This is a genomic window from Lelliottia nimipressuralis, from assembly GCF_004115925.1.
Lineage (GTDB): Bacteria > Pseudomonadota > Gammaproteobacteria > Enterobacterales > Enterobacteriaceae > Enterobacter > Enterobacter nimipressuralis.
The window spans coordinates 126093-143872 of the sequence record NZ_SDDX01000005.1 but is presented as its reverse complement, the minus strand read 5'-3'; the positions used below and the strand labels follow the sequence as shown (position 1 = coordinate 143872).

The following is a 17780-nucleotide window of genomic DNA, read 5'->3' as shown; positions in this document are numbered from 1 at the left end:
CACTATGACGAATTCGCTTTCCAGTCAATTAACCCAACGCTTTTATCGCTACCTGGCTATCACCAGCCAGAGCGATCCGAAAAGCGCAACCCTCCCTTCCACACCGGGCCAGCACGAGATGGCGCGGGTGCTGGCAGAAGAGCTGGAATCACTGGGGTTGAGCGACATCGTGATCGACGAATTTGCCACGGTGACCGCCGTCAAAAAAGGCAATGTCAGCGGCGCTCCGCGCATTGGTTTTATTACCCATATTGATACGGTAGACGTGGGATTATCACCGGATATTCATCCGCAAATATTAACTTTTGCAGGAGAAGACCTCTGTCTGAATAAAGAGAAACAGATCTGGTTACGGGTGAATGAGCATCCGGAAATACTGGCTTATCCTGGCGAAGAGATTATTTTCAGCGACGGAACCAGCGTATTAGGCGCAGATAATAAAGCCGCGGTGACGGTGGTAATGACGGTTCTGGAAAACCTGACGGCAGAAGATCAGCACGGCGATATCGTGGTGGCCTTTGTGCCCGATGAAGAGATTGGCTTATGCGGGGCGAAAGCGCTGGATCTAAAACGTTTTGACGTTGATTTTGCCTGGACCATCGACTGCTGCGAAATTGGCGAGATTGTTTATGAGAACTTTAACGCGGCAGCGGCAGAAATCCGCTTTACCGGCGTAACCGCTCACCCCATGTCGGCGAAAGGCGTGCTGGTGAACCCGCTACTGATGGCGATGGACTACATCAGCCACTTCGACCGTCAGCAGACGCCGGAATGCACCGAGGGCCGCGAGGGGTATATCTGGTTTAACGGCATTCAGGCCGGGCAAAACGAGGCGGTACTGAAAGCTAATATCCGTGATTTCGACACAGCGAGTTTTGCCGCGCGCAAACAGCAGATCGCTGACGTTGCCGGTAAAATCGCCGCGCAACACCCTACTGCCCGCGTCGAGCATCACATTGAAGACACCTACAGCAATATCAGCAATGCGATTGGGGAAGATCGTCGTGCTATCGACCTGATGTTTGAGGCGATGACGTCGCTCGGCATCACGCCAAAACCGACGCCGATGCGCGGAGGCACCGACGGTGCAGCTCTGTCGGCGAAAGGACTGTTGACCCCGAACTTCTTCACCGGCGCGCATAACTTCCACTCGAAGTTTGAGTTTTTGCCGCTGTCGTCGTTCGAGGCCTCTTACAAAACGGCCCTGCAACTCTGCCTGCTGGCGGCGCGTTAGGCCGGTTTACGGGCAAGCAGTGTGGCGAAACGCAGTTTGATGCGGTTGCCATTGGCGTCGGTGCGGTGTAATTCACCGACGTCTTCATTATATTTCAGCAGTTCCCAGCCTTCGTAGTAGCGGCTCAGCTCGCCGCTTTTAAAGGCGAACGGGAAACCAACGGTGCACGGATAATCTTCCGTATCCATCGCCGCCACAATCAGGTTGTAACCGCCAGGCACGGTGCAGCGCTGCATGTTTGCAATCAGTCCTGGAATGGTTTTGGCTTCCAGGAACATCATCACCACGGTCGAGAGAATAAAATCGTACTCACCGTCAAAGCTCAGGCTGTTCAGATCCTGCACGGAAGCCTGCAGATTGACGATCCCTTCTTCCGCCTGGATGCGCGCGATGTTATCGATGCTCATCGGGTTTTTATCCCAGGCGGTTACGTCATAACCCTTCGCGGCCAGATACAGACTGTTGCGACCATTGCCGCAGCCCAGATCCAGGGTTTTGCCGGGTTTGACAATCCCGGCGCTGTAAACCACATCCGAGTGGGTGCGGGTCAGGCCATATTTTTCCGTAAAATAGTTTTCATCAAAGTGAGTCATCTCTTTTCCTCAGCGTGCATAAGCGTGGCTTTATCTGAACGAACTAAAAGCTTTCCCTGCACCAGTAAAATGAAGGTGCGCACCAGTAAGAGCGCAATGATGCAGTTGGTAAAAATAAACAGCGGTACCGCAATGGCGTGGAAAAAGCCCGATGGACTGCTCTGCCCCAGATGCAGCCCGGTGGTAGCGAGCGCAGAAACGCCGAACGAGAAGCTCCAGAAGGAGGCGTTGAACGGCTGGGAGAGATACCAGGGCATCAGTCGCAGCATAAACAGCAGCTGCAATAGACCGTAGCCAAACAGCATTTTGGCGAAGGTATCTGCCTCACCGCCGTTGACGCTAAACCAGGCGCTGCAGGCCACCAGCGCAGGCGCCAGCTGGATACCCAGAGAGGTGCGTAGCGCCGCCGGGAGCTCGCCAGAACTGCGCAGACGCTGCAATATCACCGGCTCAAGGCTCAGCCAGGAGAAAACGCCGGCACCTAAAAATACCAGCCCGGCATCGTGGAAACCGAGCGCGCCGCAGGCCATCGCACTGATGAAGTTATTGGCGACAGTCGGGAGATACAGGCCCGGCGTGGTGGCCTCTTCGGGGTGTTTTCCCCGCCACAGACCGGCGCTTTGCCAGGCGGCATAGCTCAGTTGCACCACAACGCCGATACCAAACAGCACCAGCGAAACGGGTCGACACCAGGGGACAAACCCTATGGCCACCAGCAGTGTGGTGGCCGGAAACAGACTCACAAAACTGCTCATCAGCGGATGGCGCATCTCCGCAAGAACACTGTACGGGAAGCGTACGGCGCGGGTTAGCATTGCCAGGGTCAGCAAACACCAGATGAGGATCGCCAGCAGCACCAAAATCTCTCCCGGCCAGCGGGAAACCGGCCAGATCGTGCTGGCATAGCGCCACGCGAAACCCATGCCAATAGTCCCTAATACCATGCCAAAGTAACCGAACGGTAAGTTAAGAACCTGTTGGGATTTGTGTCTTTTATGCATTCATTTTAAAGTATAAATTATATTTGAAATGCTAGTTTAAGGGGTTTCAGACGCGGTTGCCAGTACTTCAGAAGGCGTAAAGTTTGCTACGGTTAGTAAAGACCCTTAGCCGAGATCATGAGATGCAAAAATACCGACTCAGCGACGAAACCCGCCTCCACCACTGGCAGAACGGTGAGACAAAAGCAGCCGTAAAGCTTCGGCAAATCATCGCCACACGAGATTTCAGCGATGTGACCGCCGGGACAAAAGGCGGCTGGCTGGAGGATGAAAGCGCCCTGTCCCATGACGGCAACTGCTGGGTTTATGATGAAAACAGCGTGGTTTTCGCACAGGCGCAAATTCGCGATAACGCGCGAATTACCCAGCCTTGTGTGATTAGCCACGGCGCGAAAATCGCTGATAACAGCTGGGTCGACGGTTCACACATCAGCCATGGCGCACAGTTAAGTGACAACGTCACCGTTCAGTCTTCCGAAGTGCGCGGTATCTGCCATCTTTACGGCAATGCACGGATTCTGCATCAAAGCACTGTTATTGCAGCCCTTGGCCTGACGCCGGATCGTGAACAGGTTCTGAAAATTTACGACAATGCCACCGTCAGCCAGTCCAGAATTGTCCATCAGGCGCAGATTTACGGGGAGGCGATGGTCAATTTCGCCTTTATCGAGCATCGGGCCGAAGTGTTCGAGAATGCGCTCATCGAAGGCAACGATCTGAATAACGTTTGGGTCTGCGACTGCGCAAAAGTGTATGGCAATGCCCGGCTGGTTGCCGGCCGTGAAGACGATGCGATTCCGACGTTGCGCTACAGTTCGCAGGTGGCAGAAAACGCCGTGGTCGAGGGGAACGTGATCATCAAACATCATGTACTGATCGGCGGCCAGGCCTGGCTGCGCGGTGGCCCGATCCTGATTGATGACAAAGTGGTGATTCAAGGACGGGCGAGAATCAGCGGCGATGTGCTGATCGAACATCGTATTGAAATCACCGACGATGCGGTGATTGAGGCATTCGGTGGCGATAACATCCATTTGCGCGGTGAGAAGGTGATCAACGGAAAACAGCGCATCACCCGCACCCCGCTGCTCGGCGCGCTATAGACGAATGATTTTGGCGTAGCTGTTTACATCCTGGAACTCGCCGTTTAAAAATTCGGCTTCTTTCAGGCAGCCTTCCAGCTCAAAACCATTGCGCACGGCTACGCTGTTGCTTTGCGCATTCGCCACGCGGCATTTGATGACGAAACGGCGGACTTCCCCGCGCTCAGCGTAATAGCGCATAAATGCCTGCAACGCGTTTGACAAAATACCCTGCCCCTGGCTGCCTTTATCCAGCCAGTAGCCGATGTAACCCGTCTTATTCGTCGGCTCAATCGAGTTGAATGACAGCACACCTTTCAGGGTCTGATCCTGAAAAATCAGGAACATTTTCGCGTAACCGCGCTGATGCAGCATGTGATTGCTGAGCACATTTTTGCGCGTGTCGTCTTCCGTTCCCACATACTGCGCCCAGTCAAAGGCGGTTTGTAGCCAGCTTTTGTTTTTGACCACCAGATTGTGCAGCTCAGCGGTATAGCGCTCGTCGATGGCCCGCAGTTCGATGCGGTCGGTAACAGGAATGATTTCAGGGGTGTTAGCCGTCATGGGTCCTCACTTTCCCTCTCCCGGTTTGGGAGAGGGAATTCAGCGTTAGCGCATCACGCGATCGTCAACGTAGTTGCGTTTATCAGGCGCAGGTGGGAAATACTGATACAACCAGGTTTCACTGATCGCATCCCCCTGACAGCGCAGGAACATGCGCATTTCGACCGGATCGGTGGAATCGTCCGTTGGGTACCAGTCAAACAAAATACGGTAGCCGTCGAACGGTTCGACGTAGAGGATTTCGACCTGTTTCGCTTCGCCGTTAGAGAGCGTAATCACCGGCTCGATGCCTTTCGGCGCAGCGGCTTTCAGATCGCCCCCCACGAAGTCGATAGCAAAGCGACGCGCCCACACTTTCGGGTAGTTTTCGCCTGGTGCCCAGCCTTCCGGGAAGCCGCCCATACCGGTGCGGGTGGCATAGACGTTCGCCAGCGGCGAGCGAACCGGCGGCTGCGCGCTCCAGTAGAGACGGTATTTGAAGTCCAGCTCATCGCCAGCTTTAACCGGTTTTTCCGGCTGCCAGAAGCAGACGACGTTATCCAGCGTTTCGCCGGTGGTAGGGATCTCCATCAGACCGACACTGCCTTTACCCCACTGATTGCGCGGCTCAACCCACAGGCTCGGACGCTTGTTGTACCAGCCCATGATGTCCTGGTAGTGGGAGAAATCGCGATCCAGCTGTAGCAGGCCAAAGCCTTTCGGATTTTTATCCTGGAAGGCGTTGAACTGCAGTTTTTGCGGGTTGTTCAGCGGACGACAGATCCACTCGCCGTTGCCCCGCCACATCGCCAGACGATCGGAGTCGTGGATTTGCGGATGGATAGTGTCACACATGCGGCGCTCGTTATTCCCGCAGCTGAACATGCTGGTCATCGGCGAAATGCCGAGCTGCTTGATGTCTTTACGGGCATACAGGTGGTTATCCACCTCCATGATCACCTGGCTCTTTTCGCAGTGGATCACGAATTTATAGGCACCGGTGATACTTGGACTGTCGAGCAGCGCATAGACGGTAAACGTGGTGTCGTTCGGCTTGACGGTTTCAAACCAGAATGAGGTGAAGTCCGGGAACTCTTCCGGCGTATCGGTAAAGGTATCTATCGCCAGACCGCGCGCAGACAGGCCGTACTGATAGGTATCATCCACAGCACGGAAATAACTCGCGCCCAGGAAGGAGACGATATCGCGACGCGCCAGCTCCGGCGCTTTAAAGGCGCGGAAACCGGCAAAGCCTAAATCGCTCTGCCCCTGCAGCTGTTGGGTGTCGACATCCGTATCGTTATAGCTAAACAGCTCCGGGCGGAAGTGAATTTCACGCGCCTGGGATGTCGCAGAATCAAGCGAGAACATACGCACACGCCGGCGGAATCCCATTCCCATATGGAAGAACTGCACGTCGAGCTGGCGATCTTCAATATTGTTCCACAGGGACTGTTTCTCGTCGTATTTGATGGCGTTGTACGCCTGCGGCGTCATGGTCGCCAGCGTATTGGGCAGCGGACGCGGCGCACCGCCCCACGCAGTTTGCGCCAGATCGTGCGCCATGGATTGCAGTACAGAGAAGTCAAAACGACGACTCTGACCGTCGGCAATATCCGATTCCGCGGCAAATGCCGCACGGGAAAAGAGCGATGAGAGTCCAGCGGTACCGCTCAGCGCAGCCATTGCCAGCGAGCCTTGTAAAAAACGTCTGCGATTCATGCCTGAGAAAACGTCCTTATGGTCGTGTGAATGAGTTTCGCGGGCAGCGAAACGACGGCAAGAAAGAACGCACAGCCTAAACAAAAACGGTTAGAAATCCAATTGTTGAGCGGCGATATTCTGAGCAAAGCGAGAAATATTTTCTGTCGAGGGGAAAGGACTGAATTGACGGTAAAGTTATGTATAAATCAAAAATAAAAAGCCTCTGATGGACATCTGCATCAGAGGCGAAGAGGCGCAATATTATTATTTTACGCTGACATCAATGCCCGGGAAGTATTTCTTCGCAAGCTGGTCGATGGTGCCGTCAGCGCGGACTTTTTCGATAGCCGCATCGAGCTGTTTTTTGGTGGCCTCGTCACCTTTGTGTAGCCCGAAACCGATCCCGCTGCCGAGGATAGTGTCATCCGACACCGGTTTGCCAATAAAGCCAAAACCTTTCCCCTGCGGCTTACTCAGGAAACCTGCCTGCCCGGCCGCGGACATCACCAGCGAGGCATCAATACGGCCATTCAGCAAATCACCCCAGGCCATATTCTGATCTTTATAAGACACCACGGTGACACCGTGCTTCTCCCAGTGCTCTTTCGCATAGGTTTCCTGAATGGAACCCTGCAACACACCGATGGTTTTGCCTTTCAAACCTTCCGGCGTCGCGTCGACGCCACTCCCTTCTTTCCCGACCAGCTGGGAAGGAATACGGTAGATCGGCTGGGTGAAATCAATGCTCTGACGACGCTGATCCGTAATGTTCATGGCCGAGTTGATAGCATCGAATTTCTTCGCCATTAACCCTGGGATCAGAGCATCAAATGAAGTCTCGACCCAACTGCACTTTAGTTCAGCGGCTTTGCAAATCGCTTTGCCCAGATCGATATCAAAACCTTCCAGTTCACCCGACGCATTACGGCTTTCAAACGGCGGATATTCCGCTTCCAGGCCATAGCGCAGCTCGGTTGCAGCGAAGGAAGAAAAAGAACACAGCAATCCCATGCCGACAACTAACGCGTTAAATTTCATCTCAACACTCCTTAGCGTGGTTTAACCCGACACAGGGCCTGCGCACCTGCCCGTAATGTTGCCTCGTCTTTCGCAAAAGAGAGGCGGATCAATTTGTTATCTGTACCGTCTGTGTAAAACGCCGACAGCGGAATGGTCGCGACACCGGATTCAACGATCAGCCGTTTGACCATCTCACTGTCGCTTTCGTCGCTGAAGTGGCTGTAATCGGCCAGCAGGAAGAACGAACCTGCGCTCGGCAGCAAACGGAACGGCGACTCCGCCAGTAGATTTTGCAGTAAATCGCGTTTGCGTTGATAGAACGCCGACAGCGACAGCCAGGTCTGAGGATCGGCCATATGCTCTGCAAAGGCGTACTGCATAGGGGTATCGGCAGAAAACATCAGGAATTGATGCACTTTGCAGATTTCGTCCATCAGTTCAGCGGGAGCCACACAATACCCTACTCGCCAGCCGGTGACATGATAGGTTTTTCCAAATGATGAAATGATCACGCTACGCTCCGCCAGCTGCGGGTGCGTTGCCATGCCGTGATGCGGCTGGCCGTCAAACACGACGTGTTCGTAAACTTCATCAGACAAAATGATGATATCCGTCTGGCGGGTAATCGCCGCCAGCTGTTCGAGGTCGTTCGCCGAGAAGACCTGACCGCTCGGGTTGTGCGGGGTATTAATGATGATCATGCGTGTGCGCGACGTCACCGCGGCGCGGACTTCATCCCAGTCGACGGCAAAATCGGGCACCGTCAGCTTAATCGCCACCGGCGTAGCGCCTTGTAAGCGCACAATCGGCGCGTAGCTGTCGAACGACGGCTCAAAGTAGATCACCTCGTCGCCAGGATGCACCAGACCGCTGATCGCCGAATAAAGCCCTTCGCTGGCACTGGCGGTAATCAGCACTTCGCTGCTGGCGTCATAACGGGTGCCATAGAGTGTGGCAATTTTATCGACGATGCGTTCTTTCAGCGGCTGCAGGCCGGTCATAGCTGCATACTGATTATGCCCCGCCTCCATGGCGCGGGTTACGCCCGCAATGAGCTTAGGATCGCAGGAGAAGTTAGGTGCCCCCTGAGAAAGATTGATGGCGTTATGTTGAGCAGAAAGCTGCCCAATCACCGTAAAAATAGTCGTGCCAACGTCAGGCAGTTTCGAGCGGGTGTGCACGGGAGTACGCAGAGTCATCATCAATCCTTTCTCGTGGATATTGCATAACTATTCAACGCGAAGGCAGCTGTGGCGACAACCGAATTGTTGTCATAGTAGCCATGATGAAAACGCATGGCTGACGCATTTCGCCGGGCGCAATTCTGACAAAAACAGAGTTTTTATTTTTCCATTAAAAACTCATGCAGCGCTCACAATTATTAAATTACACTGGCGAAAACTTGATAAACAAGACGAAATTTGCAGCACTGTTAATTAGTAATTAATAATTCACATCAATAAATAATAGCAATTCATAACTCAATATAATTGAGGTTTCATTCCGTTACGGCGGAATTAATTCTTAACATTTTATAAGCGCATACTGTTTGCCGCCCTATTAAAAACAATATTAGGATTCGGGTGATTCTTGTAATGGGCAAAAGTTCATTTCAAATCATAATAAAAACCTTTTTAAGGAATGAAAAAATGAATAGAAAAGTATTGGCACTTGTTATCCCGGCGCTTCTGGCAGCCGGTGCTGCTCACGCAGCAGAGATTTATAACAAAGACGGTAACAAACTGGATCTGTACGGTAAAGTTGATGGCCTGCACTATTTCTCTGATGATTCTGGTGTGGATGGCGATCAGAGCTACGTGCGTATTGGCTTCAAAGGCGAAACGCAGATCAACGACCAGTTGACCGGTTTTGGCCAGTGGGAATACAACGTTCAGGCGAACAACACTGAAGGTTCGTCTAACCAGTCCTGGACACGTCTGGGCTTCGCAGGCTTGAAATTCGGTGACTACGGTTCATTCGACTACGGTCGTAACTACGGCGTACTGTACGACGTAGAAGGCTGGACCGACATGCTGCCAGAGTTCGGTGGCGATACCTGGGCACAGTCTGATGTCTACATGACCAGCCGCGCAAACGGCGTTGCAACCTATCGTAACAGCAACTTCTTCGGTGCAGTTGATGGCCTGAACTTTGCGTTGCAGTATCAGGGTAACAACGAAGGTGACGGCAACGGTAACGAAGGCACCAACAACGGCCGCGATCCTCGTCATGAAAACGGCGACGGTTTCGGTATTTCCACTACCTATGATTTCGGTATGGGCTTCAGCGCAGGTGCTGCATACGCCTCTTCCGACCGTACCAACGATCAGGTTAATCATGGTGGCAACTACGCTGGAGGAGATAAAGCCGATGCATGGACTGCGGGTCTGAAATATGATGATCACGAAATTTATCTGGCGACCATGTATTCTGAAACCCGTAATATGACCAGTTATGGTAATGACGATGATCGTCATATTGGCGGTATTGCGAACAAAACGCAGAACTTCGAAGTTACTGCTCAGTACCAGTTCGATTTCGGTCTGCGCCCATCTATTTCTTACCTGCAATCTAAAGGTAAGGACCTGAATTATTACGGTGATAACTCAGATAAAGATCTGGTTAAATATGCTGATATTGGCGCGACCTATTACTTTAACAAAAATATGTCCACCTACGTTGATTATAAAATCAACCTGCTGGATGAAGATGATGAGTTCTATCAAAAAGCAGGTATCTCTACTGATGATATCGTAGCCCTGGGTCTGGTTTACCAGTTCTAATTCTGCGCATAATCCCAAAACCCGCCATCCGGCGGGTTTTTTTTCGCCGATTGACAGGCACCTTAAGGTCAGGTGTTATGGACGACATGATGAAAACGCATACCTGGAGTGTTTATGTCGCGCCGTTCATTTCCGCACAATGCTGTGGACGCCTTTCTGGTCACCGCTCGTCATCTGAATCTCACCCACGCCGCGAAAGAGTTGTGTCTCACTCAGGGTGCCGTCAGTCGTAAAATTGCCACGCTGGAGTCCTGGTTCGGCTTTTCTCTTTTTGAACGTCATGCGCGCGGGCTGCGGCTTTCATCTCAGGGCAGCGCCCTGCTTCCTGATCTACAGGCCGCCTTCGAACATCTGCTGACCGTCGCGGAACAGGCGCGCGCGCAGCAAACGGTGGTGCGTCTGAAAGTCCCGACCTGCGCCATGCGCTGGCTGGTTCCACGCCTGCTTGAAGTGGAGCGCGATCAGCCTGAGCTGCAAATTGCCCTCACCACCACCACCGATCACACGGTGAATTTCAAAACCGAGTCCTACGATGCGGCTATCGTCTTCGGAACGCATCTCAGCGCAGGCGATCTGCTGTTTGAAGAGGCGCTCACGCCGGTGATGAGTCCACTACGAATGAGCGCCCCTCTGGAGTCGCTGACATTCCTGCACCCCACGCGAGATAAAACCGACTGGTCGTTGTGGTTGTCCAGGCAGGAAGAGCTCGCGCTGACAATGCAGCGAAATCAACATTTCGACACCATGGATTTGGCGATAACCGCCGCGATGCAGGGGCTGGGGGTGGCGATTGCTGATGAAACGCTGGTGAGAGAAGATATTCGCGCCGGGCGCCTGGCGCGCCCCTTCACTACCAGCGTGAAAACCGGCGCCAGCTATCGGCTGGTTTTACGGGAATCACGCGCAAAAGCCGCCGGGCTGGCCGCGTTTCGCGCGTGTCTGCTCAATCCAGACTCACGTGATGCTTCATTACCCGTTTAAACAGACTCATTCTGGCGCGCATAAAGCGGTTTTCCAGGCGAAATCCTGCATGTTTATTCAAACCAATGCGTAACAGCACATCACGCCCTTTCCGGCAGGCTGGCCAGCGCGTCGGGCCGTGTAACGCATCACAGGTTCGGCCCGCGAATCGCGCAAAATTGACCCAATAATCTGCCACCTGCGCGGCAAAGGCCAAATCGCGATCGTTCACATACTGGCTGGCGGGTTCAACCTTTCCGAGCGTGTCAAAGACGTAGGGCACTTCGTTGCCGTGCCACGCGCCGTTCTGATAGGTTTCGTGTTCCGCTTCCGCAACGTAATCAAACCAGTAGCGCCAGCAGGGTTCGCCGACCCGCTGCTGAGCCTGCATCACCACAAATCCCATGGTCGTAAAAGCCATGTCACGACACACCTGCCGCCCCAGTTCTTCATCCCCCTTCACACCGGGATAGAGCAGCTTGATTAGCCCCAGGCCAAACCGACGCTCACGACGCAGCTTCTGAATTTGCCCGGCGAGATCGATGCCAAACACCGCCATCACGCTGGCTTCGTCACTGTTGGAACCAATCATCACCGGAACCGGATGCTGGCGGGCCGAGAAAAACACATCCAGCATTGCTTCTGGCAGCACGCAGTCGCCGACAATCGGCGTCGGGGCAATATTGAGGGGCGCCGTCAGTGACCAGAACGCATCGGCGGGGATCGCCCTCAGCTGTTCAGCCGTCGCATTCTCAATGCCAAAATGCGCCGCCAGCGCCTCACCTTTTTGCAGTGCCTGCTCGCGCGGGGTATCAGGAAGGGTGTAACCGCTCTGCACGATCGCCTTGTGAAACAACCCTTTTGCCAGCGGCGAAGCCAGCAGTGACAGCACGCTTCGCGCCCCGGCGGATTCGCCAAACACGGTCACGTTATCCGCATCACCGCCAAACGCAACAATATTATCCTGTACCCAGTGAAGCGCCGCGATTTGATCGTACAGCGCAAAATTATGCACCACATCGGCTTCCTCACCGGCGAGCGCCGGGTGAGCGAAGAAGCCGAGATGGCCCAGACGGTAGTTAATGGTGACAACAATGACGTCGCGGTGTGCCAGCGCTTTCCCCTGGTAAGGCGGTAATCCGCCCGCGCCAATGGTATACCCGCCGCCATGCAGCCAGACCATCACGGGAAGTGGCCCGGTCCGTTTTGCAGGAGCCCAGACGTTGAGATAGAGACAATCTTCCGAGAATCGCCCTGGGTCGCCCCCGCCCAGTTCCCGACAGTAGTCGATGTTTTGCCAGCTGGATGCCGAGAACGTATTGGCCGGACGGATACCTTCCCAGGAGTCGGGTGGTTGCGGCGAACGCCAGCGCAGCGCGCCAACGGGCGGCGCGGCATACGGAATACCGCACCAGACGTGCACATCATCATCAATAAAACCGCTTACTGCGCCCTGGCGGGTGGTCACTACTGGGGTCGTGGAATTTTCCATACTTGCCTTCTTTTTCCATCACACCCCAGCAGAGTAGCGATTTCAGAGCAAACCGCAACGCCGTTTACTGCGGTCTTCGGCCTGCTGATACAGCGCAAACTCGTCGTTTACCGGGCATCCCAGTGCGGCTTCGAATGCTTCACGACTCGAATTTCCACGGCTGCGGGCCTGGGTTTCATTCCCCAGATTGGACTGGAAAATCCCTGCCGCACTCACCGGCAGAAAATCCTCATAAATAATCGGCTGCGCCACTACCCAGCCACGCTCAATGAGCGGCTGGGGATCGTCGCCGGGGCGAAACGCCTGTCGGTGCGCTTCGCCCGCAGGCGTCAGACGATAGCGGAAATAGGCCAACTCCTGACGGCGCAGGAACATTTCGCTGTCCGGGAAGGTCTGGAACACCTCTCGCAGATGCAGCTGATGCGTCAAATTATCTTTGCCTGTTCCGGCTTGATTCAGCAGACGGTCATACAGTTCGCGGCCTTTTGGCGTGAGCGCAACTCCGCGCTGTTCGATTTCGCCAAAGCGCGCCGTGTGGGTGCCTTTATGCTCTCCGGCAAACAGCACCGGCTCCTCCAGCGCTTTAAAACTGGTCTGGCGCAGTAAAATCGGCACTTCACGACGCGGCGGCCCCTCAATCAGAATCTTCGGCTCAATGCCATATTTCGGCATCAGCTCCTGCACCCGGTCGATATCCAGGGTGCGCGGCGTAAGATGGTTGATATGACATCCCGGGAAACAGACCACATCGGCAATCAGACGGTGCTCATCGTGCAGCGCCTGATAGGTCTCCTGATCGACGGTGGCGTGGCGATGCCAGCGGAACGTCTCCAGTGCTTCTTGAACAAACTCGCGCGCCTGCGTTTCAGTAAACTGCCCTTCTGACTCATGCAGCGCAATCAGTTCCAGGCAGCGTGGAGTAAAAATAGTACGTTGGGAGAGGATCTCAGCCGCACGTTCGCGCAGGGCGACATTTTCGATAAGCTCCATGCGCAGCAACGAGGTAAACACGCGGAACGGGTTGCGCGACAGCGCGGCGTCATCAATGGGACGAAACGCCGTAGAATGCACCGGGACGCCCGCCTGGGAGAGATCGTAATAGCTGACAGGATACATGCCCATAATGGCAAACATCCTGCGCAAGGTGGACAGCTCCTGAGCGCTCCCGACACGAATCGCCCCGTGGCGTTCGACGTTTAACCGCGCCAGCTCATCGGCGTTTGCCAGCTGTTCATGTAAGTGCGGATTGTTTTCCAGTACCGCCAGATTCACATCCGCTACCAGTTCCAGCAGCGTGCCGTACTGCGGAACTTCCTGCTGGTACATCGCTGACATAGCCTGCGAAAAGTGTTCCCGAATATCATCAGCCGTGATGGTGTTCGCCATGATGTCATGCCTCCAGTGAATATTACCTGGAGTGTAGAGAAGGCCGCTGTCGTTGGGGGGAAGAATTTGCGATTTGTGATCCTGACAGACAAGTGGTTATTCCCTGCGCTTTTTCTCTTTCTGCGCGAAGAAAAAACCTCAGGAGAATCACCTCATCCACGGGTGAAAAAATTCTTGTAACTCAAATAGATCAAATGTTAATAATATTTTGCTATCAAGTTATCAAAATTAAACATCTTCCCTTGTCACTCGCACGGCTCTGTTCTTAACATCGCATTATGGAAAAAAATGGTTTGTTTAGTCAGCGCATACGCTTGCGCCATCTGCACACTTTTGTGGCCGTCGCTCAACAGGGAACGCTGGGGCGTGCGGCTGAAACTCTTAATCTTAGCCAGCCAGCCCTCTCAAAGACCCTGAACGAACTGGAACAACTCACCGGCGCACGCCTGTTCGATCGCGGGCGCCTTGGCGCGCAGCTCACCTTAGTTGGCGAACAGTTTCTCACCCACGCCGTCAAAGTGCTGGATGCGCTCAATACTGCCGGTCAGGCGCTGAATCGTAAGGACGATCAGATCTCGGATGTGGTCCGCGTTGGCGCGCTGCCTACGGCGGCGCTCGGCATTCTGCCTTCGGCGATTGGTCAGTTTCACAAGCAGCAAAAAAACACCACGCTGCAGGTCGCCACGATGAATAACACCATGCTGCTGGCCGGGTTAAAGTCTGGCGAACTGGATCTGGGCATTGGGCGAATGTCCGATCCAGAGTTAATGGGCGGTCTGAATTACGAGCTGCTGTTCCTGGAATCGCTGAAGCTGGTGGTTCGCCCGAATCACCCGCTGCTGCATGATACGGTCACCCTGAGCCGGGTCATGGAATGGCCGGTGGTGGTGTCTCCAAAAGGGACTGTTCCGCGCCATAACGCCGAAGTGATGCTGCAAATGCAGGGCTGCAAGCTGCCATCGGGGTGTATCGAAACCCTCTCGGCCTCCCTGTCGCGCCAGCTGACGGTAGATTATGACTATGTCTGGTTCGTGCCGTCCGGGGCGGTAAAAGAAGATCTCCGCCAGGGCACCCTGACCGCGCTGCCTGTCGCGTCGCCGGGCGCCGGTGAGCCGATCGGTATCCTGACCCGCGTGGACACCCCGCTCTCATCGGGGGCGCAAGCGTTGCTGAGTGCCATCCGCAAGTCGATGCCGATTTAACCGTCTCCCTTCGCTTTCCAGTTGACCCGTCATCCCGACGGGTTTTTTATCGCTTTTAATCAAATAATGCGAAATTTTTTATTAACAATTGCAACAAACAATTTAACAGACTTATCATAGCCACGAATTCACCAAATGGTTCACACCCTATTTCATTCGGTGGATTTCAAAGCCGTATAAACGGTATTCATCGTATAAATCATCATTAAACCCGTATTCGGTTACCCATTTGGTACAGGCTCTGCGCCCGTGCCACCGGAGGAATACGAGGTCTTTAAGGAGATAGACATGGCATTTGGCAGCGCGCCACGCGGGGTTCCGAGACTCCTGCAGTGGCTCCTGGTCGTCCTGATGGCAATCATCGGACTGGCGGTCGGCGGGCTGGGCTTTAAGCTCGCCACCGTAGGCGGAAGCTGGTACTTCCTGATCATTGGCGTGGTGATGGTCATCTCCGCCGTTTTAATCCTCATGAACCGCACCAGCGGCATCATTCTGTATGCCATCGCGTTTATCGCGTCGTTATTCTGGGCCGTCAGTGACGCAGGCTGGGATTTCTGGCCGCTCTTCTCGCGCCTGTTTACCCTCGCCGTGCTGGCCTTTTTATGTGCCATTGTCTGGCCGTTCCTGCGCGCAGCAAACGGCAACCAGGCCGTAAATAAAACCCCGGCGTTTACCCTTGCCGCCGTGCTCGCCGTGGCGATGCTGGTGAGCTTCGGCTGGATGTTTAAGCCGCAAACGCTGGTTACGGCTAACGAAGCGGTGCCGGTGAAACCCGTCGCCCCAGGCGAGGAGCAGAAAAACTGGGAACACTGGGGTAACACCACCCACGGGGACCGTTTTGCCGCGCTGGACCAGATTAACAAGCAAAACATCGGCGAGCTGAAAGTGGCCTGGACCGCGCACACGGGTGATATCCCGGTGAGCAACGGTTCTGGCGCAGAAGATCAGAACACGCCACTGCAGGTGGGCGACACCCTGTTTGTCTGCACGCCATACAGCAAAGTGCTGGCGCTGGACGTGGATTCCGGTAAAGAAAAATGGCGCTACGATTCCAAAGCCACCGCGCCAAACTGGCAGCGCTGCCGTGGCCTGGGTTTCTTTGAAGATCACAGCGTCGTGACAACGTCACAAACAGACACGCAACCGGCCGCCTGTGCCCGTCGCCTGTTCCTGCCAACCACCGATGCGCGCCTGATTGCCATCAACGCCGATACGGGCAAAGTCTGCGAAGACTTTGGCGATCACGGTATTGTTGACCTCAGCGTCGGCATGGGTGAAATCAAACCGGGCTACTACCAGCAAACCTCTACCCCGTTGGTGGCCGGTAATGTGGTGGTCGTTGGTGGCCGCGTGGCGGATAACTTCTCGACTGGCGAACCGCCGGGCGTGGTTCGCGCCTATGACGTGCACACCGGCAAACTGGCGTGGGCCTGGGACCCCGGCAATCCGGAGCTGACCGGTCTGCCGCCAGAAGGCCAGACCTATACGCGCGGTACGCCGAACGTCTGGTCTGCCATGTCTTACGACGCAAAACTGAACCTGATCTATCTGCCAACCGGCAACGCAACGCCCGATTTCTATGCTGGCGAACGTACCGCGCTGGACGATAAATACAGTTCATCAATTGTGGCGGTAGACGCGACCACCGGTCAGGTGCGCTGGCATTTCCAGACCACACACCACGACCTGTGGGACTTCGACCTGCCGTCGCAGCCGCTGCTGTACGATCTCCCTGACGGTAAAGGCGGCACCACGCCGGTGCTGGTGCAGACCAGCAAACAGGGCATGATCTTTATGCTCAACCGCGAAACCGGCAAGCCGGTAGCCAAAGTGGAAGAGCGTCCGGTTCCGGCAGGTAATATTGAAGGCGAACGTTACTCCCCAACGCAGCCGTATTCCGTTGGCATGCCGATGATTGGCAACCAGACGCTGACCGAATCCGACATGTGGGGCGCAACGCCGGTCGATCTGCTGCTGTGCCGCATTCAGTTTAAAGAGATGCGTCACCAGGGCGTCTTTACCCCACCGGGTCTTGACCGCTCCCTGCAGTTCCCTGGCTCCCTCGGCGGGATGAACTGGGGCAGCGTCTCCGTTGATCCGAATAACGGTCTGATGTTCGTCAACGATATGCGTCTGGGTCTCGCGAACTATATGGTGCCGCGCGCGAATGTTGCCAAAAACGCCAGCGGTATCGAGATGGGTATTGTGCCGATGGACGGTACGCCGTTTGGCGCAATGCGCGAGCGTTTCCTCTCTCCGCTGGGCATTCCGTGCCAGAAACCACCGTTCGGCACCATGTCCGCCGTGGATCTGAAAAGCGGCAAGCTGGTGTGGCAGGTTCCGGTTGGTACCGTTGAAGATACCGGTCCACTGGGTATTCGCATGCACATGCCGATCCCAATCGGGATGCCGACGCTGGGCGCATCGCTTTCCACCCAGTCTGGTCTGCTGTTCTTCGCGGGCACTCAGGATTTCTACCTGCGCGCGTTTGATACCGCTACCGGGAAAGAGATCTGGAAAGACCGTCTGCCAGTGGGCAGCCAGTCAGGCCCGATGACCTATGTGTCGCCGAAAACCGGCAAACAGTACATCATCATTAATGCAGGTGGCGCGCGTCAGTCACCGGACCGTGGTGATTACATTATTGCGTACGCCCTGCCAGATAAGGCGTAAAAGCAGTAATGAAAAAGGGGCCGATTGGCCCCTTTTTTTATCGCCCAGCGACGTTTCACGTTTACGGACGTATGATGTTATCGATGGGGTAAGACATAGCCGCCTCG

General features: G+C 54.7%; 14 protein-coding genes. 6 read left to right on the top strand and 8 right to left on the bottom strand.

The window, feature by feature from the left end:
- The first annotated feature begins 4 nt into the window (after positions 1-4).
- Positions 5-1234 carry a peptidase T gene (pepT, locus tag ETG88_RS05540; RefSeq protein WP_107703595.1) on the top strand — a complete coding sequence of 410 codons (1230 nt, stop codon included), beginning with the start codon at positions 5-7 and terminating at the stop codon, positions 1232-1234.
- Here the strand turns inward: pepT and tehB are convergent.
- Both tehB and tehA read right to left on the bottom strand, forming a co-directional pair.
- Positions 1231-1827 (bottom strand): tellurite resistance methyltransferase TehB, encoded by a 597-nt coding sequence (tehB, locus tag ETG88_RS05535; RefSeq protein ID WP_123427984.1) that lies wholly within the window; start codon positions 1825-1827, stop codon positions 1231-1233. The two genes, pepT and tehB, sit on opposite strands and share 4 nt — an antisense overlap.
- Positions 1824-2828, bottom strand: a complete 1005-nt coding sequence (gene tehA / locus ETG88_RS05530; RefSeq protein ID WP_129034888.1) for a dicarboxylate transporter/tellurite-resistance protein TehA — start codon at positions 2826-2828, stop codon at positions 1824-1826. Before tehA ends, tehB begins: the two co-directional genes overlap by 4 nt.
- A 122-nt stretch (positions 2829-2950) precedes the next feature.
- Between tehA and ydcK the strand changes: the two genes are divergently transcribed.
- On the top strand, positions 2951-3931 hold the full coding sequence (gene ydcK, locus ETG88_RS05525) for a YdcK family protein (RefSeq protein ID WP_129034887.1): 981 nt from the start codon (positions 2951-2953) through the stop codon (positions 3929-3931).
- On the opposite strand, the gene rimL is transcribed toward ydcK, so the two are convergent.
- The 4 genes from rimL to ETG88_RS05505 form a co-directional block, all read right to left on the bottom strand.
- On the bottom strand, positions 3926-4474 hold the full coding sequence (rimL, locus tag ETG88_RS05520; RefSeq protein ID WP_107703599.1) for a 50S ribosomal protein L7/L12-serine acetyltransferase: 549 nt from the start codon (positions 4472-4474) through the stop codon (positions 3926-3928). The genes ydcK and rimL overlap by 6 nt on opposite strands.
- A 45-nt stretch (positions 4475-4519) precedes the next feature.
- Positions 4520-6175 (bottom strand): glucan biosynthesis protein D, encoded by a 1656-nt coding sequence (locus tag ETG88_RS05515; protein WP_102103689.1) that lies wholly within the window; start codon positions 6173-6175, stop codon positions 4520-4522.
- Positions 6176-6421: 246 nt separating this feature from the next.
- Positions 6422-7195 (bottom strand): ABC transporter substrate-binding protein, encoded by a 774-nt coding sequence (locus ETG88_RS05510; RefSeq protein ID WP_129034886.1) that lies wholly within the window; start codon positions 7193-7195, stop codon positions 6422-6424.
- Positions 7196-7206: 11 nt separating this feature from the next.
- Positions 7207-8376 carry a pyridoxal phosphate-dependent aminotransferase gene (locus ETG88_RS05505; RefSeq protein WP_107703600.1) on the bottom strand — a complete coding sequence of 390 codons (1170 nt, stop codon included), beginning with the start codon at positions 8374-8376 and terminating at the stop codon, positions 7207-7209.
- Between the two features lie 450 nt (positions 8377-8826).
- On the opposite strand from ETG88_RS05505, the gene ompC reads away from it, so the two are divergent.
- Positions 8827-9960: a porin OmpC gene (ompC, locus tag ETG88_RS05500; RefSeq protein ID WP_129034885.1), complete on the top strand. Its 1134-nt coding sequence runs from the start codon at positions 8827-8829 to the stop codon at positions 9958-9960.
- A 114-nt stretch (positions 9961-10074) separates the two neighbouring features.
- Positions 10075-10941, top strand: a complete 867-nt coding sequence (locus ETG88_RS05495) for a LysR substrate-binding domain-containing protein (protein ID WP_129034884.1) — start codon at positions 10075-10077, stop codon at positions 10939-10941.
- Here ETG88_RS05495 and ETG88_RS05490 read toward each other — a convergent pair.
- Both ETG88_RS05490 and hglS read right to left on the bottom strand, forming a co-directional pair.
- A complete protein-coding gene (locus ETG88_RS05490; RefSeq protein ID WP_129034883.1) occupies positions 10904-12412 on the bottom strand; it encodes a carboxylesterase/lipase family protein in 1509 nt (502 codons plus the stop codon). The genes ETG88_RS05495 and ETG88_RS05490 overlap by 38 nt on opposite strands.
- 42 nt (positions 12413-12454) lie before the next feature.
- The gene (gene hglS / locus ETG88_RS05485; RefSeq protein WP_129034882.1) at positions 12455-13798 is read right to left on the bottom strand and encodes a 2-oxoadipate dioxygenase/decarboxylase HglS; all 1344 of its coding nucleotides are present in this window, start codon (positions 13796-13798) and stop codon (positions 12455-12457) included.
- 278 nt (positions 13799-14076) lie between these two features.
- Here hglS and ETG88_RS05480 point away from each other — a divergent pair, with 278 nt between their 5' ends.
- Together ETG88_RS05480 and ETG88_RS05475 are read left to right on the top strand one after the other, a co-directional pair.
- Positions 14077-15000 (top strand): LysR substrate-binding domain-containing protein, encoded by a 924-nt coding sequence (locus ETG88_RS05480; RefSeq protein ID WP_100780215.1) that lies wholly within the window; start codon positions 14077-14079, stop codon positions 14998-15000.
- A gap of 288 nt (positions 15001-15288) precedes the next feature.
- A complete protein-coding gene (locus tag ETG88_RS05475) occupies positions 15289-17673 on the top strand; it encodes a glucose/quinate/shikimate family membrane-bound PQQ-dependent dehydrogenase (RefSeq protein WP_129034881.1) in 2385 nt (794 codons plus the stop codon).
- Positions 17674-17780 lie beyond the last annotated feature (107 nt).